Origin of the sequence: Sporosarcina sp. E16_3 (assembly GCF_017347125.1) — a bacterium.
In the GTDB taxonomy this organism is placed as follows: domain Bacteria; phylum Bacillota; class Bacilli; order Bacillales_A; family Planococcaceae; genus Sporosarcina.
Genome location: NZ_JADPRX010000010.1, coordinates 76,759 through 99,745, shown reverse-complemented (window position 1 = coordinate 99,745; position 22,987 = coordinate 76,759). Strand labels below are relative to the sequence as shown.

Below are 22,987 nucleotides of genomic sequence, written 5' to 3'. Positions count from 1 at the left end.
CTCGACTTGCATGTATTAGGCATGCCGCCAGCGTTCGTCCTGAGCCAGGATCAAACTCTCCATAATAGAAGAAAATGAATAGCTCATTTCTTGCTGACTTGAATCCGAAGATTCTTGTGTGTGTTTCTTTTCAACCAACCGAAGTTAGTTTAATTGGAAACGTTTTGCTCAAGTGCGTTAGCACTCTCGCTGTATTTCATTGATGTTTTGCTGTTCAGTTTTCAAGGTTCATTTGGAGAGGAGTTATGTTTCGTTCCTCACTTATTCGTTGTCGTTGTTTCGGTGACAACTTTTATATCATAACATTTCGTGCATTTTGTGTCAACAACTAATTTCAATTTCTTTTCCCAACTTTTATTTCATCTCTCAAGCGGCTATTTGCTTTGCCTCCCAAGCGACAAGAATTATAATAACATGCTCCACACTCTTTTGTCAACTAGATTAATAGGACGAATTTAAATCGCCCTATTACCCTGTTGCCAGTCATACTACTCTATAGTCCCTGTGGAAGATCAATTCATTTTTCGAATCACTCTGAACCACGAGAATGAATCCTTTATCAATCAGAAATTCAATAAACACTTCAAGGTCAATTGAATACATGCTGATCTCTTCGTGTTCATGTAATTCCTGAATCGTCCATAGCTCTTGAGTCGCCATGACGTCTCTAATATGACGCGCACCATCAGCTGTCCGATTATGAATGAAAAATTCACTCGCAAGAAACAATAGTTCTAATCTTTTTTCTAAAGGCTCATCACTCATAATCAGTTCTTCATATAGTTTATAAATTGCCGGGTCGACCTTTTTCACCTGGGACCATACCATCACTTCTGGAATTAATCCGTTTTCAATAACCGCAAGCCTCGCAAGATGATGAAGAGATTTAACTACGTGATGATAAGCATCCATGTAGTTTTCTTCTTCAAAAAACTTTTTACCTTCCATATATCCTCTTACAAGTTTCGAAAACTCTAGGCCCATTTTTATATCCCGTCCACCAAAAGGATACTCCTGCAATTCCATTCTAAGTCTTTCAACGAACTCATTTCGATCGAAGTAGACCTTTCCGTAATATAACCAATCTACAACTTTCCGCTTTGAACCAAGAACTAACCACTTCCGCAATTGCTTCTCACTAATTATATGCATTGCAGCTTTCTCATTTCCGTCTGTGTAATGTTTCGTAAAGACAGGGATTTCATCGTCGGCGGTAATGATGAGGAGGATTGCATCGAATGTATCTGTAATCGGATCCTCTTTCCCTCTCTTTTCTACAAGAATGACACCAAGTGTCTCCGGAAAACTTGCCCGCTCCTGATAAATTGGTCTTAATACTTGTTCCACTAACACACCTCCCTGCCATTTCCTTTCGACGAAGAGGCTAGGATATCCTTTATTAAGAAGGTTAAATAACGTAGAAAACAAAATATATGATATAGTAATTGAGGATATATCAAGGAGGTACGTTGGATGAAACCCTATAAAAATAAGATAAATAGGATCCGGTCATTCGCCCTTGCTTTAGTATTTGCCGGGGTCGTCATTATGTATATCGGGATTTTCTTCAGGAAATACGAGATTGTTATGCTCATATTCATGTTTCTTGGCGTTCTTGCCATCCTAAGCAGTACGATTGTTTATGCTTGGATTGGATCTCTATCCACGCGAGCCACTCAAATCGTCTGTCCTAGTTGTGGCAAACATACGAAAATGCTCGGACGCGTCGACATGTGCGGGCATTGCCGAGAACCACTCACACTTGACCCTTCATTAGAAGGTAAAGAGTTTGACGAATCTTATAATAGAACGAAGAGCAAAACTACTGCAGTAAAAGAGAATTCGAAGGAATAAAAAAAGCGTCCGATACAACCTTCACTGGAAGGAGTATCGGACGCTTTTTTTATTTAGTATTCGCTACGCCTGAAACACATGACGGACATGTACCATATACTTCTAGACGGTGTGAATTCACTTTGAATCCTGTTACATGAGCAGCTAAGCGCTCAACCTCTTCTAGTCCTGGATGATGAAAATCAACAATCGTTCCGCATTCGTCACAGATGATATGATAGTGATCGTGAGTCACAAAATCAAAACGGCTTGAAGCATCTCCATACGTAAGTTCCTTAATGAGTCCCGCATTTCGGAACACACGAAGATTATTATATACTGTTGCAACGCTCATGTTAGGAAAATCACCTTCGAGTGCTTTATATATATCATCGGCCGTTGGATGTGACTCAGAAGAGATAAGATACTCTAAAATCGCATGTCTTTGCGGCGTAATTCTGACACCACTTTTTTTCAATGTGTCCAGCGCGCCTTTCAATCTAACTTCTGACATCGCTATGCACCTCTATCCATAAAGATTCTCACTTTATAATTATTATCATTAGTGTACTTAAAACAGGGTGCATATGTCAACTAAATCGCTGTTCGAACCGCATCAGTTTTGTCTATTCATATAGTTCCAATTTAGTAGCCAAGATCCATGTCAATCAAGTTCAGCAGATCTCGCTTGCCCTGTTGCCACTTGCCCAGGTTTTCTTCGAAAATAACGAGGGCCCTTTCAACATACTTCCCGGAAAGACTTGAAACATGTGGTGATACCGTACAATTTCCAAGTGACCATAGTTCATTATCAGCAGGTAGCGGCTCTACTTCAAATACATCGAGCACCGCATGCCTGATTTCATTACTTTTCAATGCAGCTATCAGGATTGGTTCAGCAAACAGGTCTCCTCGACCGAAGTTCATGAAAACCGCGTTATCCTTCATGGCCTTGAAATACCCTTCAGTTAGTAACCCTTTTGTTTCTGGCGTGCTTGGTAAAACAGAAATAATAAAGTCTGCTTCACCCACTCTATCTAGTAAAGCTTCAAACTTTATAGTCTCGTCCATCGATTCACATGCCCTACCCGATCTGTTACAACCAATTGTCGTAACACCAAACGCTTGAAGTAAGCGCCCTATTTCAGAACCAATTGCGCCAGGTCCTAAAATAAGTGCGGTCGACCCCTTTAATTCAATGGAACCTACTTTCCGATTCCATTCATTTGATCGTTGCCTTTCGTCAATAAGCGGTAATGACCGCTGCAATGATAATATATGTGCGAGAACGGATTCCGCCATCGGTGTTTTATGAATACCACGCACATTTGACATGATGATGTTGCGCTCAGCTATTTCAGCAAGCGGCATTTTTTCAACGCCCGCCGACGCAACCATAATCCATTTCAACGCTTTCGCTTTGTCGAGTAGTGCAGCGTCTACATCACCGCCATATGTCACGATAATTGATGCTGTTTGGATTTCTATGTCTGCCGGCTTTTTATTGAAATGAAATGTCACTTCAGGGAACTTTGTAACTAGCCCCTGTTCTTGATGTTTCTTCATATCAAATGTAAATAGTACTTCCATTACTCATTCCCCTCTCAAGGCTTCGTTAGTTGCTCTAGTGTCGCAAGCGCTTCTTCTATATGCCCTTTCACTTTCACTTTTCGCCATTCCTTAACGACCGTCCCCGTTGGATCAATCAAAAATGTCGAACGCTCAATACCCATATACTCCTTACCGAACATCTTCTTCAACTTCCAAACAGCATATTTTTCTGCAACTGTGTGTTCTTCATCAACAAGAAGGGAAAATGGCAATCCGTGTTTTCCTATGAATTTCTCATGTGACGCTGCGCCGTCCGGGCTCACCCCAAGAACTACTGCATTCAACTTGCTGAAGTCTTCATACGCATCGCGGAAATCGCAAGCTTGTGTCGTGCATCCAGGCGTTGAATCTTTCGGATAAAAATAAAGAACAACATACTTTTCACCCGCGTAGTCTTTTAATGAAATCATTTCATCGTTCTCATTTGGCAATGTAAACTCCGGTGCCTGCATACCTTCAAGTGTCGTCATTTTCCATTCCTCCAATATATTCTTTCCTTAATCGTACAGAATGCGTCCTTTAGTTTCAAATTCTTTGGCTATCTGCTTCATTTTGTTTAGAATAGAGAGGGTAATGAATTGAACGGGGGAATTGAAATGATAAGAACGAATTCGGAGTTAATCTATAATGAAGCTTGCGAGCATATCGTAGGAGGGGTAAATAGTCCATCACGCGGATACCATGCAGTTGGCGGCGGTGCTCCTACGGTAATGGAACGCGCAGAAGGTGCTTACTTCTGGGATGTTGACGGCAATAAATATATCGACTATCTTGCTGCATATGGACCAATCATTACGGGGCATGCCCATCCACATATCACTGAAGCAATCGTTAAAGCAGCGCAAACAGGTCTGTTATACGGGACACCTACTCGACATGAAGTGAAGTTTGCAAAAATGTTGAAGGAAGCAATGCCTAGAATGGATAAAGTACGCTTTGTAAACTCTGGGACAGAAGCTGTCATGACGACAATTCGAGTTTCCCGTGCCTATACAGGGCGAACAAAAATCATGAAATTCGCGGGCTGCTACCATGGTCATTCGGATCTTGTACTTGTTGCAGCAGGTTCCGGCCCCGCAACATTAGGTACCCCCGATTCAGCAGGTGTACCAGAATCGATTGCTAAAGAAGTGATTACGATTCCATTTAACGATCCTGATGCTTATATAGAAGCAATGGAAAAATGGGGCGATCAAATTGCATGTATTCTAGTCGAGCCTATCGTTGGGAACTTCGGCATTGTTGAACCAAAAGAAGGGTTCCTTCCACTCGTCCACGATATCGCAGCCGAAAAAGGCGCTTTGATTGTTTATGATGAAGTAATTACTGCATTCCGTTTTCACTACGGAGGCGCACAGGATTTGCTCGGATTAACACCAGATCTTACTGCATTCGGAAAAATAATTGGCGGCGGCTTACCAATTGGCGGTTACGGTGGAAAAAAAGAGATTATGGAACAAGTCGCTCCACTAGGACCTGCTTATCAAGCAGGGACAATGGCAGGGAATCCAGCTTCGATGTTAGCAGGAATTGCTCTTCTTGAAGTTCTTCAAACGCCTGGTATTTATGAAGAAATGGACCGTCTAGGCGCTATCCTTGAAGAGGGAATTGTGAAATCTGCAAAAGAGCACGGAATTACATTAACGACAAACCGTCTTGGGGGAGCCCTTACGCTATTCTTCACAGACGTAAAAGTAGAAAACTACGAACAGGCTGAAGCTACAGACGGCAATGTGTTCGCCAAGTTCTTTAAACTGATGTTGAAAAATGGTATTAATCTTGCACCTTCGAAGTATGAAGCGTGGTTTTTAACAACCGCCCATACTGAAAAAGATATTATGGATACACTTGTTGCAGTCGATCATTCATTCAAAGAGCTTGCGGCTTCTATAAACGGTTGACCGCACCGCATAGTTAAGGTAAAGTAGCGAAAAACAACTTTAACTTCATTTAGCGGAAGCCCTCCACTATTATAAAGTGATAGGAATTTGCAAAATAGGCATACAACTTGGTAGGGGGAAAACTCTAGCTAAATGAAGTTACAGTCTCCGACGGATGACACAGACTTTTAAGTGGAATTTATCGGGCAGGCTTGGTAAAAGTCTGGGCGCAAATACGCCAAGGCGTATTTGATTAGAAAGGATAAAACCCTATGATACTTGGTGCCCGCATTTTTAAAACGGGCATTGCGATAGTGTTCGCATTGTTCCTAGCAGAGCTTTTACAAATGCCGCATCCATTATTTGCGGGAATCGCGGCTATTTTTGCCATTCAACCTTCTATCTATAGATCCTATTTAACAATTATCGAACAGATTCAAGGTAATGTGATAGGTGCAGTCGTTGCGGTTTTATTTGTTCTGTTATTCGGTAATCAGCTTGTCTTTATAGGACTTGCCGCAGTCATCATTATTTTAATCATGATTAAATTGGGTCTTGAAAAATCAATTTCGATGGCGCTTGTGGTGATGATCGCCATAATGGAAATCAAAGGCGATGAGTTCCTGTCATTTGCATTGCTCAGATTTTTGACGATGATTATCGGTATTCTTGCTGCTTTCGTTGTGAACTTGCTGTTCATGCCACCGAAATATGAAACAAAATTATTTGAGTCCATCCACCAAGCACAAGACGAGATCATTCGTTGGACCCGCCTTGCTGGAAGACAGGCGTCCGATCACATAGCAACAAAAAAGTCACTGACGAAATCGAAGGAACGCCTTTCCCAAGTGGACCAGCTTTACACACTGTTTAAAGAGGAACGTAGCTACTTCAGAAAGAATACTAGAAACAAAGCGAGGAAACTTGTCGTTTATAGACAAATGGTTGCTACTTCAAAGAGTAGTTACGATGTGTTAAAAAGGCTTCATCAGTTTGAAAATGAACTGATTGATTTGCCGGAGCATTTCCGAATGATGGTACAGGAACGTTTGGATTCCTTGCTTACTTACCACGAACAGCTCCATTTGAAGTTCGTTGGAAAGCTTAAGTCTGACATTGTAAGCATGAGTCCAAATGACGAATATATTCAGCGCCATGAAGTAATGGAGATATTCGCAAAGGAAATCGCGCTTACAAAGGAAGAAGAGGAGTTTTCCGCCTATCATCTTCTTCATATCCTATCGTCTATCTTTAATTATGAAGAACAACTTGAACACTTTGACAAACTGATTATCCTATTTCAGAAGTATCATAATAACAAAGTGAACACGAAATTAAGCGAAGAAATCTATTAATAAAACGTCCTCCCCCCCGGTGAAATCATCGGAGTGTAGGACGTTTTTTCTTAGCTCTTCATTTTAGGATCGAGTGCATCGCGTAAACCATCACCCATTAAGTTAAAGCCCAGTACGGTAAGCATAATTGCGATACCCGGGAAAATCATTGTCCACGGGGCTGAATGAAGGAAGTTTTTTGAATCCGCTAACATTTTCCCCCACTCCGGCATCGGCGCTTGTGCACCAAGTCCCAAAAACCCGAGTGCTGCTGCTTCAAGGATTGCCGTTGCAATCGCCAATGTTCCTTGAACAATTACAGGTGCCATAGAGTTCGGTAAGATGTGGGAAAACAGAATCCTCGCATCTTTCATTCCAATTCCTTTTGCAGCAGTAATATATTCATCTTCTTTTATACTCAATACCTTTGAACGTATGAGCCTCCCAAAGTTCGGCACATTAATAACTGCGATTGCAATAAGCGCATTTTGTAGATTCGGGCCAAGTACGGAAACAATTGCAATGGCCAATAAGATAGAAGGAAATGCCAGCATGACGTCGAATACACGTGAAATAATCGTATCAACCCATCTGCCGTAATATCCTGCTATGATACCAAGTGCACTTCCTACAACTACCGATCCGATAACAGAAAAGAAACCAACCCATAATGATATCCTGGCACCGTGGATAATTCGAGAAAGAATATCTCTTCCAAAATCATCTGTGCCAAGCCAATATTCACTGGAAGGAGGGAGAAGCCGATCCGATAAGTTTTGGTCGTTAATACCCTGTAGTCCAATGTTTGAGCCAAGAAAACCTTGTTCCGCTAGAAAACCGAATCCCGCCAGCAGGATAAAGAATAAAACAATTCCCATACCGGCAACTGCCACTTTACTCTTTTTAAAGCCATTCCAAGCTTCACGCCAAGGTCCTGCGGTTTTTACAATTTTATTTTTTGCGATTCCATCAGCTTTAGGTACAAATTCAGACATAAGTGCTTCCCCCTTCCTCAATCATATTTAATCCTCGGATCTATCAGACTATAGAGCAAGTCAACAAACAAGTTAATCATTACAAAGAAGAGTGCCACAATTAAAATTGATGACTGAATGACAGGATAATCTCGGTATCCAATGGCATCGTAAATATAACGTCCTACGCCAGGCCAAGCGAAAATTGTCTCTGTCAAAATCGCACCGCCAAGTAACATTCCCATTTGGAGTCCAATAATTGTTAAGACTGGAATGATAGCATTCTTAAGCGCATGCTTATAAACTACCCAAAACATTTTCTGCCCTTTTGCACGAGCGGTACGAATATAATCAGAACGCATTACTTCGAGCATACTTGAACGCGTCATCCGCGCGATAATTGCCATAGGAATTGTCGCCAGTGCCAGTCCAGGTAAAATAAGGTGACGGAAAACTTGCCATAACTGGTCAAAGCGTCCTTGGATAATTGTATCAAGTACATAAAGATTTGTTATGGCACTGATGGGATCTCGTACTTCCTCTCGCCCTCCAGTCGGTAACCATGGATTTTCTACAGCAAAAACCCATTGCCCCATAAGCCCCAACCAAAAGATAGGCATTGACACACCGACAAGTGCCAAAATCATCGCCGTATAATCAAACCAAGAATTTTGGAACCACGCCGAGATAATTCCCGCATTGATACCAATGATAACCGCAATAACAATGGCAAACAGTGCCAATTCAAACGTAGCTGCTAAATAAGGCCATATTTCATCTGATACAGGAGCCCGGGTTCTCATAGATTCACCCAGATCCCCTTTGAAAAGATCCCCCAAGTATTTGAAGTACTGTATATACCAAGGGTTATCAAGACCTAGCTTCACTGTCAGCGCTTCGACTGCCTCTTTGGTCGCTTGTTGTCCAAGTATCATCTGTGCGGGATTACCGGGGATTGCACGAATAATCATAAATACGAGAAACGTCATCCCAAGCAGGACAGGAATGAGCTGCAACATTCTTTTTCCAATGTAACTGAGCATAAGTTTTCACCTCTCCAACTCTACTATCCACCTATTATGTATTCATCTAACGAAAGGAAAAAGGGAGAAATCCAAATGACCTCTCCCTTTCCATTCATTTACAACAACTTTTTTACTTGAATTCTACATTTGAAAGCAAATCTGACCCAGTTGGGTGTGGAACGAAACCTGATAGATTCTTAGCTCCTCCAAGAAGTGGAGTTGAGTGAGCCAGTGGTACCCAAGGAGCATCCTCATGAATAATAAGCTGTGCTTCTTTGTACAATTCATTTCGTTTCTCTTCATCGACTTCAGTTTGTGCCGCAATTAGAATGTCATGGAGTTTATCATTAGCATAATACGTATAATTGTTACTTCCAATAGTATCTTTGTCGAGAAGGGTATATAGGAAGTTATCCGCATCCCCGTTATCCCCAGTCCAGCCGAGCATAAACGCATCTGCATCCCCTTTACTTGCAAGGTCAAGATAAGTTGCCCATTCATGAGAAACGATTTTCGCAGTAATCCCTATATCCGCAAGGTTTTTCTGAATGACTTCAGCAACTTTTTTACCATCTGGCATATATGGACGTGGAACCGGCATTGCCCATAGGTCCATCTCGAAACCGTCTTCAAGTCCTACAGATTTCAGAAGTTCTTTCGCTTTTTCAGGATTGTATTCATAACCTTCTACATCTTCGTTATAGCCTGAAATGGATGGCGGCATCGGATTTTTTGCGACATTCGCACGTCCTTCGAAGAATGAATCAATAATTGATTGTTTATCAATTGCATAGTTAATCGCTTGACGCACTTCTTTTTTATCGAAAGGAGGGCGCGTTACTGTAAGACCTAAATAACCTACGTTCATAGATGGACGTTCAAATAATTGAAGTTTTTCATTGTCTTCGATTGATTTGCCGTCTGATGGATTAATGCCATCTGCAAGATCGATACCCCCAGCCATCAATGCATTCAAACGTGCAGAGTTGTCAGGAAATGACTGGAAGATGATTTTTTTAAGTTTTGGTAGTCCTTCATCCCAATAATCATCGAATTTTTCAATTGTGATAGTTTCATTTGGTTTCCATTCGACGAACTTGAATGGACCTGTACCTACTGGGTTTCTTTCGAATTGATCGTCGCCTAATTCAAATGCAGTTGGGCTTGCAATTGCAAACATACTCATTGCAATATTTTTAAGGAATGGCGCTTGTGAACGTGTTAATTTAATTAAGACTGTATTTTCACCGTCTGCTGTAACTGAATCAATAACGTGTCCTTCATCACCTTTGAAACCACCGAACATTGAGCTGTAATATGGGAATTTTTCTGCATCACCATTTGCCCATCGCTCGAAGTTTTTAACGACCGCATCAGCATTGAAGTCAGTTCCATCATGGAATTTGACGCCTTCGCGTAATTTGAACGTATACGTTAAACCGTCTTCACTTGGTTCCCATTCCGTTGCTAGTCCTGGGTTAATCGTCGTATCCTGCTCCCCAAAGTTCAGAAGCGTTTCGTAAAGGTTGACCGTAACTTTGAAGGATTCCCCTTCAGTTACCCTTGATGGATCAAGTGAAGTTGAATCTCCACCGCGTCCAAACACTAATGTATCTTGCACATTTTTACCGTCTTCAGTTTTTGTACCTTCAGTTTTAGTACCTTCTTTTTTACCGTCTTCCTTCTTACCATCGCCAGCATCTGACGAACAAGCGGCTAGCGCTGTCGAAAGAACGAGAAGCAACATTAGTACTAGTAAGCCTAACTTCTTTTTTCTCATATTGACCCCTCCAACTGTTTTATATCATTGTCTACCTGTTCACTGTAAAGATGACAGGCGACAGAATGACCGGAATCATGCTCAATGAGCCTAGGTGTAACTTTCGTGCAAATTTCCATCTTATACGGACAGCGCGTATGAAACGTGCAGCCGCTAGGAGGGTTTGCCGGGTTTGGAATATCCCCTTCAAGAAGAATCTGCTCTTTCTTGAAATCTGGATCAGGTACCGGAACCGCTGATAACAGCGCCTGCGTGTAGGGATGAAGCGGCTTCGCATAGAGCTGCTCACTGTCTGCCATTTCTACTATCTTCCCAAGATACATGACTCCAACGCGATCACTTATATGGCGAACAACCCCAAGATCGTGGGCAATAAAAATATAGGTGAGATTAAATTCCTTCTGCAAGTCTTGCATTAGATTTAACACCTGAGACTGAATTGACACATCAAGAGCCGAAACAGGCTCATCAGCAATTATCAGTTTCGGATTGGTCATAAGTGCCCGAGCAATTCCAATACGCTGCCGCTGTCCCCCGCTAAACTGGTGCGGATAGCGTTTAGCATGATAGGCGCTCAGACCCACAATTTCGAGAAATTCATGCACTTTCTTTTTCCGCTCTTTCGCATTAGCCATACCATGCACAATGAGCGGCTCTTCTAATATCTTTTCAATAGTATGACGCGGATTCAGAGATGCGTATGGATCTTGGAATACCATTTGGATATCACGTCTTGTTTTTCGCATTTCCTCCGTAGATAAGGACGTCAGATCTTTACCGTCAAACTCTACTTTTCCTTCGGTCGGTTCAAGAAGTCGCATGAGCATCCGTCCAGTTGTCGATTTACCGCATCCAGATTCACCAACTATGCCAAGTGTTTCGCCTTCATTCACGTAAAACGATACATCATCCACCGCTTTGACGTGGCCGACTGTTCTGCCAAGAATTCCTTTTTTAATAGGGAAATACTTTTTCAAACCTTCAACTTTCAATAAGGGCTTTGTTGTCATGCTGTTCCACCCCTTCTCTGTCGTATAGGAAACACCTAGTCTGGTGAACATCCGATGTTTCATATAGTTCAGGGTTTTCTGTTAGACAACGATCAAATGCAAACTCACACCTTGCCGCAAACCTGCACCCATGCTGAATCGAACCGGGTTTAGGCACGCTGCCTGGAATAGAATAGAGCCTATCCTTTTTGAAGCGCATATCGGGAACAGATTGAATTAGCCCTTTTGTATAGGGATGCTGTGGATCATCGAAGATCATCTTAACGGGTGCTTCTTCAATGATTTGCCCTGCGTACATGACAATTACACGTTCGCATGTTTCTGCAACGACACCCAAATCATGTGTGATAAGAAGAACAGCCGTATTTAATCTCGTATTTAATTCCCGCATTAACTTCAATATCTGCGCTTGAATCGTCACATCAAGAGCAGTGGTCGGTTCGTCAGCAATGAGTACTTTAGGATCACATACCAACGCCATTGCAATCATTACACGTTGACGCATTCCGCCCGACAATTGGTGTGGGTAGTCTCTCATCATTGCTTCCGCACGAGGCAAACCAACAAGTTTCAACATTTCAATTGCTTTTCCTTCAGCCTTTTTCTTAGACCAACCTTTTTCGTGGATCCGCACTGCTTCCGTCATTTGATTGCCAATTGAGAACAATGGATTCAGCGATGTCATCGGTTCTTGGAAAATCATTGCAATATCATTTCCCCGAATGCGCCGCATCTGTTTTTCATTCAAGGTTAGTAAGTCTTTATCTTCAAATAATATATTGCCTCCGACAACTTTCCCGGGAGGTTTTGGTACGAGCCCCATTATCGATAAGGATGTTACACTTTTTCCACAGCCGGATTCTCCGACAATTCCAAGGATTTCCCCTTCACGCAAGTGAAAGTCAATATGATCAACAGCCGGTATTTCCCCCGAATCAGTAAAAAAGGTCGTCTGTAAATCTTTTACTTGGAGGACAGTTTTCCTCTCATCCATCAGATCACCCTTTTTCTTAATCTATCAATTAATTATTTCCAAGTTTAATAGGTCGTCCTAATTATACGATTATACAGAATAAATGCAATACATTTTTTCCGTATAATCGTATAATGACAATGGCACATGCCAGATACTACAATCTATTAACAGTGAGAAATGTTATAATTTCTCGCTAAAAAAGCTATCCGACTAACCAGGGAATCCCCGGTTAATCGGATAGCTTTTCAATCTTCTATAGGTAATTTGAATTCTACTTCGGTTAGTACATCATACCCTGTTGCTTGTGGAGAAAAATGTAGTAAGTTTTTTGTCGCTCCGAAAAGTGATGTTGAATCGGCAGTAAATATGGAAGGTGCGTCTTCATAAATGTTTTCCATAAATGGACGTTCAACAAATTGTAAGTCGGCATCGTCGTCAACTTCCACTCTATCAGTTGGATTAATACTATCCGCTAAATCAATATCTCCCGCAATCAATGCATTCAAGCGTGCAGTATGATTAGGAATTGACTTGAAGCTGACTTTTTCAAGCTTCGGCAATCCTTCTTGCCAATACCCTTGGAATTTCACAACCACAATTGCTTCATTTTGTTTCCCCTCTACATATTGAAACGGTCCCGTACCGATAGGATTGCTCTCGAATTCTTCATTACTTTGTTCAAATACGGTCGGGCTAACAATCGAGAATGGACTCATCGTTAGGTTTTTTAAGAATGACGCTTGCGGGTGATTCAACTTGATTGTTATTTTATCATCGCTGTCAGTCGACACCGATTCAATAATACGACTGTCATCCCCTTTGAAACCATTGAATACCGAACCGTAGTAAGGAAACTCTTCTGCATTGCCGTTAGTCCAGCGCTCAAAGTTTTTCATGACCGCATCTGCATTAAAATCTGTATCGTCGTGGAATTTGACGTCTTTCCGCAACTGGAATGTGTACGTCAAACCGTCTTCACTAGACTCCCACTTCTCTGCTAATCCAGGAACTACCGTCGTGCCTTGCGCATTTAGATTTACAAGCGTCTCATACAGATTGACAGTAACATGGCTAGAATCCCCTTCTTTCAAATGCGCTGGATCTAGTGATGTGGAATTCCCGCTATGTCCGTAAACTAAGATTTTCTTTGCATTTTGTTGGACACTTTCATCATCCGAATCTGACGCTGAACATGCCCCAAGCATTGCCAAAAGGGCAACAATCATGATCAGGGTTATTGGCCCTAACTTTATCTTTTTCATAAAAATACCTCCAACTTTTTAATCTCCAAGTACTTGAACTTGGAACAAGCCATAGTAAATCCCTTGCAATGTCATCAATTGTTCATGTGTACCCATCTCTTTTAACTGCCCTGAATCAATGACGAAAATCTTATCTGCGTGCGTAATTGTCGATAAGCGGTGAGCAACAATGAGTGTCGTTCTTTCATTCGCAAGTCGTTCAAGCGACTCCTGAATGAGTGCTTCACTTTCAAGGTCAAGTGCGGATGTTGCTTCATCTAAGATAAGGAGTGGCGGATTTTTCAAGAAGACACGTGCAATCGCAATTCGCTGCTTCTGACCACCTGATAACTTCACGCCTCGTTCCCCTACTTTTGTATCGTAACCAAGCGGCAGCCCCTCTATGAAATCATGTGCATTCGCCGCTTTCGCAGCAGCAATCACTTCTTCATCTGTAGCATTCGATTTCCCCATCAAAATATTGCTCTTCACGGAATCACTAAACAAAATAGTATCTTGCAAAACAATTCCAATCTGCTCACGTAGCGATTTTATTTTGACGTCACGTAAATCATGACCATCTATACGCACAGCCCCGCCCGTCACATCATGGAACCTTGGAATCAAACCAACGATAGTCGATTTCCCACCGCCGCTCATGCCGACGAATGCGACTGTCTCTCCCGGCTTCACAGTGAAATTAATGCCATCCAAGATTGTTTCTCCATCTGCTTCATACGTAAAGCTCACATTATCGAACTCGATTTCCCCTACAATTGGAGGAAGTTCCGTTGCCCCGGGCTTATTCGTAATATCATACTCCTGTTCCATCAGATTAAAGACACGATCCATAGAAGCAAAAGATTGTGTTAGCGATGTTGAAGCATTAACCAGTCTTCGCAACGGGCTATAAACTCGGTCGATGTATGCGATGAACGCAACCATCGTACCAACAGACAAATCGTTGTTAATGACTTGATAACCTGCGTATGCAAGAACGAGAAGTGGTGCAACATCAGTAATCGTGTTTACGACTGCAAATGCTTTCGCATTCCACTTGGTGTGATCAATTGCTTTATCGAGGAAGTTGCCATTCGTTTTATCGAAACGCTGTTGTTCCTCTTCTTCAAGTGCAAAACTTTTTATGACACTTACACCCGAAACACGTTCATGCAGGTAGCTTTGCACATCCGCAAGTGCTTGGGATCGTTTCCCAGTCAATTCTCGTAGTTTTCCGAAAAAGTGTTTGACGCTGTACGCATAAAAGGGGAATGCCAGAAGCGTAACAAGCGTAAGTGGAACGTCCATCGTCAGCATGATGACAACTGCGATGATGATTGTCGCGAGGTCAAGCCAAACATTCATAAGCCCAATCATAACAAAGTTTTTCGTTTGCTCCACGTCATTTATAACCCGCGAAATGATTTCTCCAGCTCGTGTATTTGAATAGTAGCTGAGACTCAATTTTTGCAGATGCGAATACAGTTCTTTGCGGATATCGTACAAAATCTTATTACTCACATACTGGGCATAATATTGCCGGTAATATTCAACCGGTGGCCGGATGATAAAGAACACGAGAACTGTTCCGCCAAGCCAATAAAATAATTGCCTCGTCATTTCTGCCTTAGTGAGTGTATCCGATCCGATAATGTCATCGATTACTATTTTCATCAGCAGTGGAATGAATAACGGAATAGCGAATTTCACAATCCCAATAATTATCGTCAAAATAATTAGTCCGTTGTACGGCTTCACAAACTTCATATAGCGTTTTATACTATCACCCATCTTTTAACCTCCTACTATGAAAAGCGTAAGGCGCCGTTTAGCCCCGACAAGCGCTGGAAGGCTTGAAGATAAAGGCGGTCTTTGCCTTTTCGGCAAGACTGAAGCGTCTCGAGTAGAAAAAGCCTGCCGCAACTAATCGCGACCAGGCTTATCACTTACTTTTCTTGACCTGTTTGTAAAACTCATATCTGGAAGTCCATACTTCAATGAAATCAGAAGCGAACGGTCCCCTACGCTGTTTGATCCAGCCAAGCAAAGTATCCAAATTCTTCTTAAGTATCTGATCAATAACATCGGGATAACCCATCTGTTTCCTATGATCGTCATATTCATCCTCATCAAGGATCATATAACTCATATCTGGGAACACTTTCACGTCAAGGTCATAATCAATGTACTTCAATGATTTGTTATCATAAACGAAAGGTGAGCTCATGTTGATGTAATAATAAACACCATCTTCTCTTAACATGCAAATGATATTGAACCAGTGCTCAGCGTGAAAATAGCAAATGGAAGGCTCGCGTGTCAACCATGTGCGTCCGTCCGACTCTGTTACAAGCGTCCTTTCATTCGCACCGATGACAATATTACGCGTTCCTTTCAATACTACAGTTTCCTGCCAAACCCGATGAATTTTACCATTATGTTTATAACTATGTACTTGTATCGTTTCTCCTTCTTTAGCAATCGTCATGATTAACCCACCTTTTGGTTGCCGGAAAATTTCGAAGCCATTATTATTTCATCATTATACCAAGAGAACGGTACTATTTGAAACCTTTCAACTTTTATTTCCAATCATGACGTCAATTGTATGTAAAACAAAAGCGCAAGCGCCTGTTCAAAGGCGACAGGCATAAGACGGGCTGGCGAAGCGGTGTTCTTTGCCGCACAGCCGGACTGGCTTATGACCCGAGCCTTTAGGCGCTGGAGTCTGGACGTGGAATATCGTCTTTTGTAGGGTATCCACAGGGCGAGAATTTTATAGTTTCCAAGAAATAAAAAAACCGGCAGAAGCATAAAGCCTCTGCCGACCGGCGGTATCCATTTACTTATTTCGAACCGTTCTCGAACTGATTCGCGCGCTGTCCAGAAGCATTTCTTTTGTTTGCTTCGGATTGTTGGTTTTGTTTCCTAACTTGATTAACATCAGTTTCGGAACCAAACTCTTCAGTCATCGCATTTTGGTTTTGATTTTGGTTTTGCATTTTTTGCATTGATTGTTGGTTTTGTTTTCTAACCTGATTTACATCAGTTTCAGAAGCAAACTCCTCGTTCATTGCATTTTTGTTTTGTTTTTGTGATGCTTGGTTCTGTTTTCGTACTTGTTTCGCATCAGTTTGATTCGGGTTATTTTTGGTCAATGGATTTTCACCTCCGTACAACTATCATGTACAAGAAGGCATTTTTTATTCAATTGGAAGTTTTTACAGTAAAATCGAACGTCCACCGTCGACAATAATCGTCTGTCCGCGAATCATATCTGAATCAGCGGAGATTAGGAACATCGCCGCTTTCACCATGTCATCAATTTCAACCATACGACCCGCAGGTGTGTTAATACGCGCATCTTCTAGCAGTTCATCACGATTAGGGAAATGTTTCAGTGCTTCTGTATCAAGCGCGCCACCCGAAACGGTATTGACAGCGATTCCTAGTGGTGCAAGTTCAACAGCAAGATAACGTGTAAGCGATTCAATCGCCGCTTTGGAAACGCCTACCGTTGTGTAGTTTTCAAGGTAACGAATAGACCCAAGCGAACTGACTCCAAGGATTTTTCCGCCTTTATCCATTAGCCTTGCAGCTTCTTGTGCGCCAAATAGCATTGCTTTCGCATTGATGTTCATCGTCCAATCCCAGTGCGTTTCTTCTAGTTCCATAATCGGACGCAAAACACCCGATGCCGCATTTGAAACAAATACGTCTAAACGTCCGAATTCCTCTTTCACTTGTTCAAACATTGTACGAAGCTTTTTTACATCCCCAACATTTGCACGAATCATAATTGCTCTCCTGCCAAGTGCCTCAATTTCCTTCACTGTTTCTTCCGCGGCAGACCGGCTTCGCGCATAATTTACAACGATATCATAGCCTTGTTTTGCGAGCTCAATCGCAAGTGCTTTTCCTAGTCCCCTGGAACTCCCTGTCACCATTGCTACTTTATTTTCAGTCATCATTTAGTCCTCCTCGTTTAATCTCATCCCAAATTTTCAAAACAGGCACTGGTCTCGGCAGTGCTTCCACTTCTTCCTGCGTGAAAAACCGGTAACCTTCAGGAATCATATTTGTTTTTTCGATCCGTGCTCCGAAGCTTTTCATCTCCCAAGTTAAATGGGAAAAGATATGTTTGAAAGATAGTATATCAACGATATCCTTTAGTTCAATACCGAAATGTTCAATAGCCATTTCTTGTGGTGTCTTATCATCCGCCGGCTCGACCATTGGAAACTCCCACAAACTTGCAAGCAGACCTTTCGAAGGGCGTTGTCTTAATAGCCACTCACCTTGACTATTTTGAATCGCAAATGACGCAACAGGTATAATTTTCATTTTTGTTTTCTTCGTTTTCACAGGTAACTCCTCTTGCCTGCCTTCTTGGAAAGCTAAACAAAATTCTCGGACAGGACATAGAAGGCATTTCGGTTTCGGCGTACAGATTGTCGCGCCAAGCTCCATCAGCCCTTGATTGAACGAGGAAGGATCTTCTTTGTCGATTAAATCCATGACTACTGTTTCAAATATCTTTTTTGTACGCGGTATCGCAATATCTTCTTCTATTAGAAGCAGTCTCGAAATGACACGCATAACATTACCATCTACGGCATGCTCAGGAACACCGTATGCAATGCTGAGAACCGCCCCTGCAGTGTAAGGGCCAACGCCTTTCAACGTAGAAATCTCCGTTCGATTGGAAGGCACTTGTCCGCCATAATCTGATACGACTTCCCTTACACCTGCCTGTAAGTTCCTTGCCCGCGAATAATAACCGAGACCTTCCCACATTTTCAATAAATCGTTTTCTTCCGCTTCCGCAAGTACCTCCATCGTCGGGAAACTTGCGATAAACCGTTCATAATAAGGTATAACGGTATCTACTCTCGTTTGTTGAAGCATCACTTCGGAAACCCAAATGTAATAGGGATTCGATGTTCTTCTCCAAGGCAGGTCTCTCTTTTCACGACGATACCAGGAAAGAAGCGCCTCGCGGAATTCGTCTTTCTTCACTATTATTTGCATCATTTCCTCCTTATCGCATATGCTTATCATTGAGCATAAACGGGTAATGATATGTATAGGTCATTTAAAAAATCAATCAAATGCTTAGCACGACTGCTTAGGTAGAAGGAGTGATCATTTGGATACTGGAACACATATTGTCATGGGTGTAGCACTTGGCGGCCTCGCTCTGGCGGACCCTGTCGTCTTAACCGATAGTGCAACAATGAGCGCAGTCGTTGCAAGTGTTATTGTCGGCTCACTTATCCCGGATATCGATACCGTATTAAAATTAAGAAGTAACGCTGTCTACATACGGCATCACAGGGGGATTACACATTCTATTCCTGCGGTTTTATTATGGCCGCTACTTATTACAATACTCATGTCTTTTTTCGTCCCAGAAGCCAACTTCATACATGTATGGGCGTGGACCTTTTTAGCTGTTTTTCTACATGTCTTCGTCGATATTTTCAATTCCTATGGAACGCAGGCATTACGGCCATTTTCCAACAAGTGGGTTGCTATCGGCGTTATTAACACGTTCGATCCAATCATTTTCATATTGCATGCCCTCGCGATAATTATTTGGGCAATGGGTGCAAATCCGGTCTATACGATTTTGGCCACATACGTAATAATCTTCTTTTATTATTTATTGCGCTTTGCGATCAAATCAGCCGTTAAAAAAGCCGTCTTCAATACGGTACCCGATGCGACGGAAATTATTATTGCGCCTACAATGCGCTTCTTCCAATGGAGAATTGCTGCTTCTTCAGAAAAGTGTCATTATGTTGGGCGTGCTTACGGCAGGTCCGTTAATATTTACGACCGCTTTGAACGAGAACCTATGCCGAAATCCCCTGAGGTTGATGTGGCGATGAGCGATAAGAACATCAAAGCGTTTACATCATTCTCACCTATTTACAGATGGTCGGTCACAAACATCGGCGACATATGTGAAGTGCGCTTAATCGATCTTCGTTACCGGAGCAAAGGCTATTACCCCTTTGTTGCGGTTGCACATATTGACAAGGAACTGAACGTCATCAATTCGTATACAGGTTGGATTTTTTCCGAAGACAAGCTACAAAAAAAGCTCAACTTTGCACCCAACTCATGACAACGGCTATGGACAGGTATTACTGTCCATAGCCTTTTATTTCCCTTCTTTTACTGACTTCAGCATTGCAATCGGTAACGCCTCATCTGCACGTTCGCCGCCTAGTCTGTAACCCCACGCAAAACGACCTTTTAAGTAGTCAACTTGAAAAAACATACCTTCGTCTCCGTCAATTCGGTACATTTCACCAGGTACAATTGTACTTGGGTCAATTAGATAAGATTGCGCCATAACCATTTTACGTTGGTAAACCGCATACTCATTAAGGATGCCCAATTGCTCGGCTTTGCGCGCTTTTTCACGCAGCCGTGCGATTTCTGTACGTAATTCATGTTCAGTCATTGCACTATATTTTTTTTCAATCTCCATCTTCTTCATTCTCCTTTTTATCAATGAAATGATCAATGTGCTCAAACGGAATACCCTTTTGATACATCGCCTGTTTCACTTTGTTGTTCAAGTCTCGTCCACTAAACTTTGAACTATAGCGACGCCAAGCTTTTTCTCCGATTGACTCGGCGATAGCTGTCCATTCATCTTCTTCGCGCTCAAAGTTAATATTCGCAAGTGCTTGTTTAATAAGGTCGAAGGAATACCCTTTTCGAAGCAATGCATTTTGGATTTTTTGTTTTAATTGGGATGGAGCCACGGAAGGATTTGCATTTGCTGCCTTCTCTGCAAGTTTCGTTGCGATTTTAAGCTGTTCTTCTTCCGGATAAGATTCAAGGACTTTGATCTGCAATTCCTTCCCTATCCCCTTTTTATGCATCTCTTGCTGAATTGCTTTTGGGCCTTTACTGGATGAATTTATCCTCGTTTGAAGAAGTGCTTCTGAATAGGTTTCATCATCTAGAAATCCAAGACTTTTCAACTTCACGAGCGCTTCTAGTATAATTGCTTCCCCGTATCCCAATTCCAAAAGTTTTTTCTTCACTTCAAACTCACTGCGCATTCTGAAACCGAGATAATGGAGTGCACGGTTGAATGCTTTCCGAATTTCGTCTTCATAGACCATCTCGTCAATTGACCAGTCTTCCAGGGACATCCCTTTCGTTAGACCGAATTTGACAAGTACCGATTCATGGACACTGTATGCATACTTTTCGTCTAAAAAAATATTGTATCGTTCGAGATCTTTTTTCTGCTGTGATATTTTAGTAATAACAGGCACTATTTGCACGCCTCCCTTGCTTTCTATTTAGTATACATGTTCCGTCCTTGTGCTTCAGCTTAATAGGTTCCATTATAGGGTATAGAATGCTAATGGGGGTGTCGGAAAATGAAAATCGTCATTGCGGGTGGTTCAGGTTTTGTCGGTCAGAAATTAACGGATACTTTATTAAATGAAGGACATGAAATCATAATTTTATCCAGGAAAGAAAGTAAGGTTGATGGCAATATAAAATACGTGAAATGGCTTCAGGAAGGTACCTATCCGGAAAATGAAATCATTTCAGCTGATGCCTTTGTCAATCTTGCAGGCGTGTCCATCAATGAGGGACGTTGGACCGCGGAACATCGTAAACAAATCTATGCTAGCCGAATGGAAGCGACCGATGAATTACTGCGAATCATTTCCGCTTTGCAAACTAAACCGGTTGTACTTGTGAACGCTAGTGCAATTGGTATTTATCCCGCATCAGAAGACAATGTCTATACAGAAGAATCACTGGACTATGCGGATGACTTTCTAGGTCAGACTGTAACGGATTGGGAAAAGAAAGCAGCATCCGTGGAATCTGAAGGTATACGAGTCGTGTTCATGAGATTCGGAGTCATACTCGGAAAAAATGGTGGAGCATTGCCGCTTATGGTGTTGCCTTACAAGTTATTTGCGGGCGGAACTGTTGGTTCAGGCAATCAGTGGGTATCTTGGGTCCATTTAGAGGATATCGCACGGGCAATCGCATTTGCGATCGACAATAAAAACTTACATGGACCTGTGAACGTCACCTCGCCATTTCCAAAACGAATGAAATACTTCGGTAAAACAATTGGTTCAGTGTTACATAGACCACACTGGATACCAGTTCCTTCATTCGCAATGAAAATAGTGCTTGGTAAAAAAAGTGCGCTCGTTCTAGAAGGACAACATGTCTTACCGCAAAAACTGCTAAACAACGGCTTCATATTTCATTTTCCGACGCTAGAGTCGGCACTAAATGATTTGTATACTAAAGACGTATAGTTCCGCTTCATCTGCGCATCCTACCTTAAAAGGAAAGGTGCGTTTTTGATGATAAAAAAACATGCTCCAGGTATATTATTGGCGACTATTATCGTAATGGCAGGATTTGTTTTTAATCCATTTTCAGCTAAGGCGGATGAATTTCATTGGGGCTTCAAAAAAGCTACAGGGGGGACCCAGCCCAGTGCTGGCGCTGCACTCGACTCCATGCTCGATAAACATGGAGCCATTTACAAAGGAAAGCCAGACGAAAAAATTGTCTATTTAACATTTGATAACGGCTATGAAAACGGCTATACGGAAAGTATTCTAGATACATTGAAAAAAGAAGACGCTCCGGCGACATTCTTTCTCACTGGGCATTACTTAAAAAGTGCTCTCCCCCTCGTCAAACGGATGATTGCAGAAGGTCACGGGATCGGTAACCACACGTATGGACATCCGAACTTGGCCAATCTATCCGAACAAAGGATGGAAGAAGAATGGACCAAATTCGACAAGCTGTTGAATGAAGTGACTGGACTCAAGCGGACATACTATACAAGACCCCCTGAAGGCGTGTTCAATGACAAAGTCCTCTCCAAAGGCAACGAACTCGGATACAGGCATATTTTCTGGTCGGTCGCATTCATTGACTGGTACGCCGACAAACCCAAAGGTCGTGACTTTGCTTATGGTGAACTGATGAACCAACTTCATCCGGGCGCTGTGATTTTAATGCACACAGTTTCACCTGATAATGCACAGGCTTTACCATCCTTTATCCAAGATGCCAAGAAAGCAGGTTATACTTTCCAGACGCTCGACGACCTTGTTTTAGAATATGAAAATGTTAACTCCATTTTAAGATGATCAGTCAAGCATGTTGATTAACCATTTATTTGCATAAAATACTGGTGAGAAGGGCTTAATGACCTTCATTTTCACTGGACTATTTTCGCCCCGCTATCGGCTAACTAATCATGACAGATTTACTGAGGGTCCTAGTGTGGCTAGAAGTGA

Annotated in this window: 23 protein-coding genes and 1 rRNA gene; 6 read left to right on the top strand and 18 right to left on the bottom strand. The window is 42.1% G+C overall.

Annotated features, from left to right (window positions below):
• Both I2483_RS08635 and I2483_RS08630 read right to left on the bottom strand, forming a co-directional pair.
• Positions 1 to 66: ribosomal RNA gene (locus tag I2483_RS08635) — 16S ribosomal RNA — on the bottom strand; the annotation flags it as partial.
• Positions 67 to 483: 417 nt separating this feature from the next.
• Positions 484 to 1,347, bottom strand: a complete 864-nt coding sequence (locus I2483_RS08630; RefSeq protein WP_186673609.1) for a nucleotidyltransferase-like protein — start codon at positions 1,345 to 1,347, stop codon at positions 484 to 486.
• A gap of 126 nt (positions 1,348 to 1,473) precedes the next feature.
• On the opposite strand from I2483_RS08630, the gene I2483_RS08625 reads away from it, so the two are divergent.
• Complete coding sequence (locus tag I2483_RS08625; RefSeq protein ID WP_186673611.1) at positions 1,474 to 1,854, top strand: YgzB family protein; 381 nt, start codon at positions 1,474 to 1,476, stop codon at positions 1,852 to 1,854.
• Between the two features lie 49 nt (positions 1,855 to 1,903).
• Here the strand turns inward: I2483_RS08625 and perR are convergent, their stop codons facing one another.
• From perR to bcp, 3 genes are all read right to left on the bottom strand, one after another.
• Positions 1,904 to 2,347, bottom strand: coding sequence for a peroxide-responsive transcriptional repressor PerR (perR, locus tag I2483_RS08620; protein WP_186673619.1), 444 nt, complete (start codon positions 2,345 to 2,347; stop codon positions 1,904 to 1,906).
• Between the two features lie 131 nt (positions 2,348 to 2,478).
• Entirely contained in the window at positions 2,479 to 3,423 is a 945-nt protein-coding gene (locus tag I2483_RS08615; protein ID WP_207175323.1) for a D-2-hydroxyacid dehydrogenase, read from the bottom strand.
• 14 nt (positions 3,424 to 3,437) lie between these two features.
• Positions 3,438 to 3,914 (bottom strand): thioredoxin-dependent thiol peroxidase, encoded by a 477-nt coding sequence (gene bcp / locus I2483_RS08610; RefSeq protein WP_207175321.1) that lies wholly within the window; start codon positions 3,912 to 3,914, stop codon positions 3,438 to 3,440.
• A gap of 126 nt (positions 3,915 to 4,040) precedes the next feature.
• Between bcp and I2483_RS08605 the strand changes: the two genes are divergently transcribed.
• Positions 4,041 to 5,345 (top strand): glutamate-1-semialdehyde 2,1-aminomutase, encoded by a 1,305-nt coding sequence (locus I2483_RS08605; RefSeq protein ID WP_218624907.1) that lies wholly within the window; start codon positions 4,041 to 4,043, stop codon positions 5,343 to 5,345.
• Positions 5,346 to 5,596: 251 nt separating this feature from the next.
• Positions 5,597 to 6,679 carry an FUSC family protein gene (locus tag I2483_RS08600; RefSeq protein ID WP_186673623.1) on the top strand — a complete coding sequence of 361 codons (1,083 nt, stop codon included), beginning with the start codon at positions 5,597 to 5,599 and terminating at the stop codon, positions 6,677 to 6,679.
• 50 nt (positions 6,680 to 6,729) lie between these two features.
• Here I2483_RS08600 and nikC read toward each other — a convergent pair whose 3' ends face one another.
• From nikC to mutY, 11 genes are all read right to left on the bottom strand, one after another.
• A complete protein-coding gene (gene nikC, locus I2483_RS08595) occupies positions 6,730 to 7,653 on the bottom strand; it encodes a nickel transporter permease (protein ID WP_207175319.1) in 924 nt (307 codons plus the stop codon).
• 17 nt (positions 7,654 to 7,670) lie between these two features.
• Positions 7,671 to 8,675 (bottom strand): ABC transporter permease, encoded by a 1,005-nt coding sequence (locus I2483_RS08590; RefSeq protein ID WP_186673625.1) that lies wholly within the window; start codon positions 8,673 to 8,675, stop codon positions 7,671 to 7,673.
• Positions 8,676 to 8,787: 112 nt separating this feature from the next.
• Positions 8,788 to 10,437, bottom strand: a complete 1,650-nt coding sequence (locus I2483_RS08585; RefSeq protein WP_207175317.1) for an ABC transporter substrate-binding protein — start codon at positions 10,435 to 10,437, stop codon at positions 8,788 to 8,790.
• Entirely contained in the window at positions 10,434 to 11,447 is a 1,014-nt protein-coding gene (locus I2483_RS08580; protein WP_207175315.1) for an ABC transporter ATP-binding protein, read from the bottom strand. Before I2483_RS08580 ends, I2483_RS08585 begins: the two co-directional genes overlap by 4 nt.
• Positions 11,419 to 12,441, bottom strand: a complete 1,023-nt coding sequence (locus tag I2483_RS08575; protein WP_207175313.1) for an ABC transporter ATP-binding protein — start codon at positions 12,439 to 12,441, stop codon at positions 11,419 to 11,421. The genes I2483_RS08580 and I2483_RS08575 overlap by 29 nt, the downstream gene beginning before the upstream one ends.
• Positions 12,442 to 12,668: 227 nt before the next feature.
• On the bottom strand, positions 12,669 to 13,685 hold the full coding sequence (locus I2483_RS08570) for an ABC transporter substrate-binding protein (RefSeq protein ID WP_207175311.1): 1,017 nt from the start codon (positions 13,683 to 13,685) through the stop codon (positions 12,669 to 12,671).
• Positions 13,686 to 13,703: 18 nt separating this feature from the next.
• Complete coding sequence (locus I2483_RS08565; RefSeq protein WP_255550360.1) at positions 13,704 to 15,455, bottom strand: ABC transporter ATP-binding protein; 1,752 nt, start codon at positions 15,453 to 15,455, stop codon at positions 13,704 to 13,706.
• 151 nt (positions 15,456 to 15,606) lie between these two features.
• Positions 15,607 to 16,152: a nucleoside tri-diphosphate phosphatase gene (gene ntdP, locus I2483_RS08560; protein ID WP_207175309.1), complete on the bottom strand. Its 546-nt coding sequence runs from the start codon at positions 16,150 to 16,152 to the stop codon at positions 15,607 to 15,609.
• Between the two features lie 358 nt (positions 16,153 to 16,510).
• Positions 16,511 to 16,822, bottom strand: a complete 312-nt coding sequence (locus I2483_RS08555) for a gamma-type small acid-soluble spore protein (RefSeq protein WP_207175307.1) — start codon at positions 16,820 to 16,822, stop codon at positions 16,511 to 16,513.
• Positions 16,823 to 16,885: 63 nt separating this feature from the next.
• Entirely contained in the window at positions 16,886 to 17,632 is a 747-nt protein-coding gene (fabL, locus tag I2483_RS08550; protein ID WP_207175306.1) for an enoyl-[acyl-carrier-protein] reductase FabL, read from the bottom strand.
• Entirely contained in the window at positions 17,625 to 18,695 is a 1,071-nt protein-coding gene (gene mutY / locus I2483_RS08545) for an A/G-specific adenine glycosylase (RefSeq protein WP_207175332.1), read from the bottom strand. Before mutY ends, fabL begins: the two co-directional genes overlap by 8 nt.
• A 118-nt stretch (positions 18,696 to 18,813) precedes the next feature.
• On the opposite strand from mutY, the gene I2483_RS08540 reads away from it, so the two are divergent.
• Complete coding sequence (locus I2483_RS08540) at positions 18,814 to 19,797, top strand: metal-dependent hydrolase (protein WP_207175304.1); 984 nt, start codon at positions 18,814 to 18,816, stop codon at positions 19,795 to 19,797.
• 36 nt (positions 19,798 to 19,833) lie between these two features.
• Here the strand turns inward: I2483_RS08540 and I2483_RS08535 are convergent, their stop codons facing one another.
• Together I2483_RS08535 and recX are read right to left on the bottom strand one after the other, a co-directional pair.
• Positions 19,834 to 20,166 (bottom strand): YfhH family protein, encoded by a 333-nt coding sequence (locus tag I2483_RS08535; protein WP_207175302.1) that lies wholly within the window; start codon positions 20,164 to 20,166, stop codon positions 19,834 to 19,836.
• Positions 20,156 to 20,968, bottom strand: a complete 813-nt coding sequence (recX, locus tag I2483_RS08530; RefSeq protein ID WP_207175300.1) for a recombination regulator RecX — start codon at positions 20,966 to 20,968, stop codon at positions 20,156 to 20,158. The genes I2483_RS08535 and recX overlap by 11 nt, the downstream gene beginning before the upstream one ends.
• Before the next feature lie 108 nt (positions 20,969 to 21,076).
• Here recX and I2483_RS08525 point away from each other — a divergent pair, with 108 nt between their 5' ends.
• Positions 21,077 to 21,985 carry a TIGR01777 family oxidoreductase gene (locus tag I2483_RS08525; protein WP_207175298.1) on the top strand — a complete coding sequence of 303 codons (909 nt, stop codon included), beginning with the start codon at positions 21,077 to 21,079 and terminating at the stop codon, positions 21,983 to 21,985.
• Positions 21,986 to 22,033: 48 nt separating this feature from the next.
• Positions 22,034 to 22,837 carry a polysaccharide deacetylase family protein gene (locus I2483_RS08520; RefSeq protein WP_207175295.1) on the top strand — a complete coding sequence of 268 codons (804 nt, stop codon included), beginning with the start codon at positions 22,034 to 22,036 and terminating at the stop codon, positions 22,835 to 22,837.
• The last annotated feature ends 150 nt before the right edge of the window (positions 22,838 to 22,987 follow it).

Coding starts and splice junctions, on each gene's coding strand:
- I2483_RS08600 (WP_186673623.1), top strand. CDS start 5,597: ATGATACTTGGTGCCCGCATTTTTAAAACGGGCATTGCGATAGTGTTC.
- bcp (WP_207175321.1), bottom strand. CDS start 3,914: ATGACGACACTTGAAGGTATGCAGGCACCGGAGTTTACATTGCCAAAT.
- I2483_RS08580 (WP_207175315.1), bottom strand. CDS start 11,447: ATGACAACAAAGCCCTTATTGAAAGTTGAAGGTTTGAAAAAGTATTTC.
- I2483_RS08525 (WP_207175298.1), top strand. CDS start 21,077: ATGAAAATCGTCATTGCGGGTGGTTCAGGTTTTGTCGGTCAGAAATTA.
- mutY (WP_207175332.1), bottom strand. CDS start 18,695: ATGCAAATAATAGTGAAGAAAGACGAATTCCGCGAGGCGCTTCTTTCC.
- I2483_RS08605 (WP_218624907.1), top strand. CDS start 4,041: ATGATAAGAACGAATTCGGAGTTAATCTATAATGAAGCTTGCGAGCAT.
- I2483_RS08570 (WP_207175311.1), bottom strand. CDS start 13,685: ATGAAAAAGATAAAGTTAGGGCCAATAACCCTGATCATGATTGTTGCC.
- ntdP (WP_207175309.1), bottom strand. CDS start 16,152: ATGACGATTGCTAAAGAAGGAGAAACGATACAAGTACATAGTTATAAA.
- perR (WP_186673619.1), bottom strand. CDS start 2,347: ATGTCAGAAGTTAGATTGAAAGGCGCGCTGGACACATTGAAAAAAAGT.
- fabL (WP_207175306.1), bottom strand. CDS start 17,632: ATGACTGAAAATAAAGTAGCAATGGTGACAGGGAGTTCCAGGGGACTA.
- I2483_RS08590 (WP_186673625.1), bottom strand. CDS start 8,675: ATGCTCAGTTACATTGGAAAAAGAATGTTGCAGCTCATTCCTGTCCTG.
- I2483_RS08575 (WP_207175313.1), bottom strand. CDS start 12,441: ATGGATGAGAGGAAAACTGTCCTCCAAGTAAAAGATTTACAGACGACC.
- I2483_RS08625 (WP_186673611.1), top strand. CDS start 1,474: ATGAAACCCTATAAAAATAAGATAAATAGGATCCGGTCATTCGCCCTT.
- I2483_RS08520 (WP_207175295.1), top strand. CDS start 22,034: ATGATAAAAAAACATGCTCCAGGTATATTATTGGCGACTATTATCGTA.
- I2483_RS08615 (WP_207175323.1), bottom strand. CDS start 3,423: ATGGAAGTACTATTTACATTTGATATGAAGAAACATCAAGAACAGGGG.
- nikC (WP_207175319.1), bottom strand. CDS start 7,653: ATGTCTGAATTTGTACCTAAAGCTGATGGAATCGCAAAAAATAAAATT.
- I2483_RS08585 (WP_207175317.1), bottom strand. CDS start 10,437: ATGAGAAAAAAGAAGTTAGGCTTACTAGTACTAATGTTGCTTCTCGTT.
- I2483_RS08565 (WP_255550360.1), bottom strand. CDS start 15,455: ATGGGTGATAGTATAAAACGCTATATGAAGTTTGTGAAGCCGTACAAC.
- I2483_RS08535 (WP_207175302.1), bottom strand. CDS start 20,166: ATGGAGATTGAAAAAAAATATAGTGCAATGACTGAACATGAATTACGT.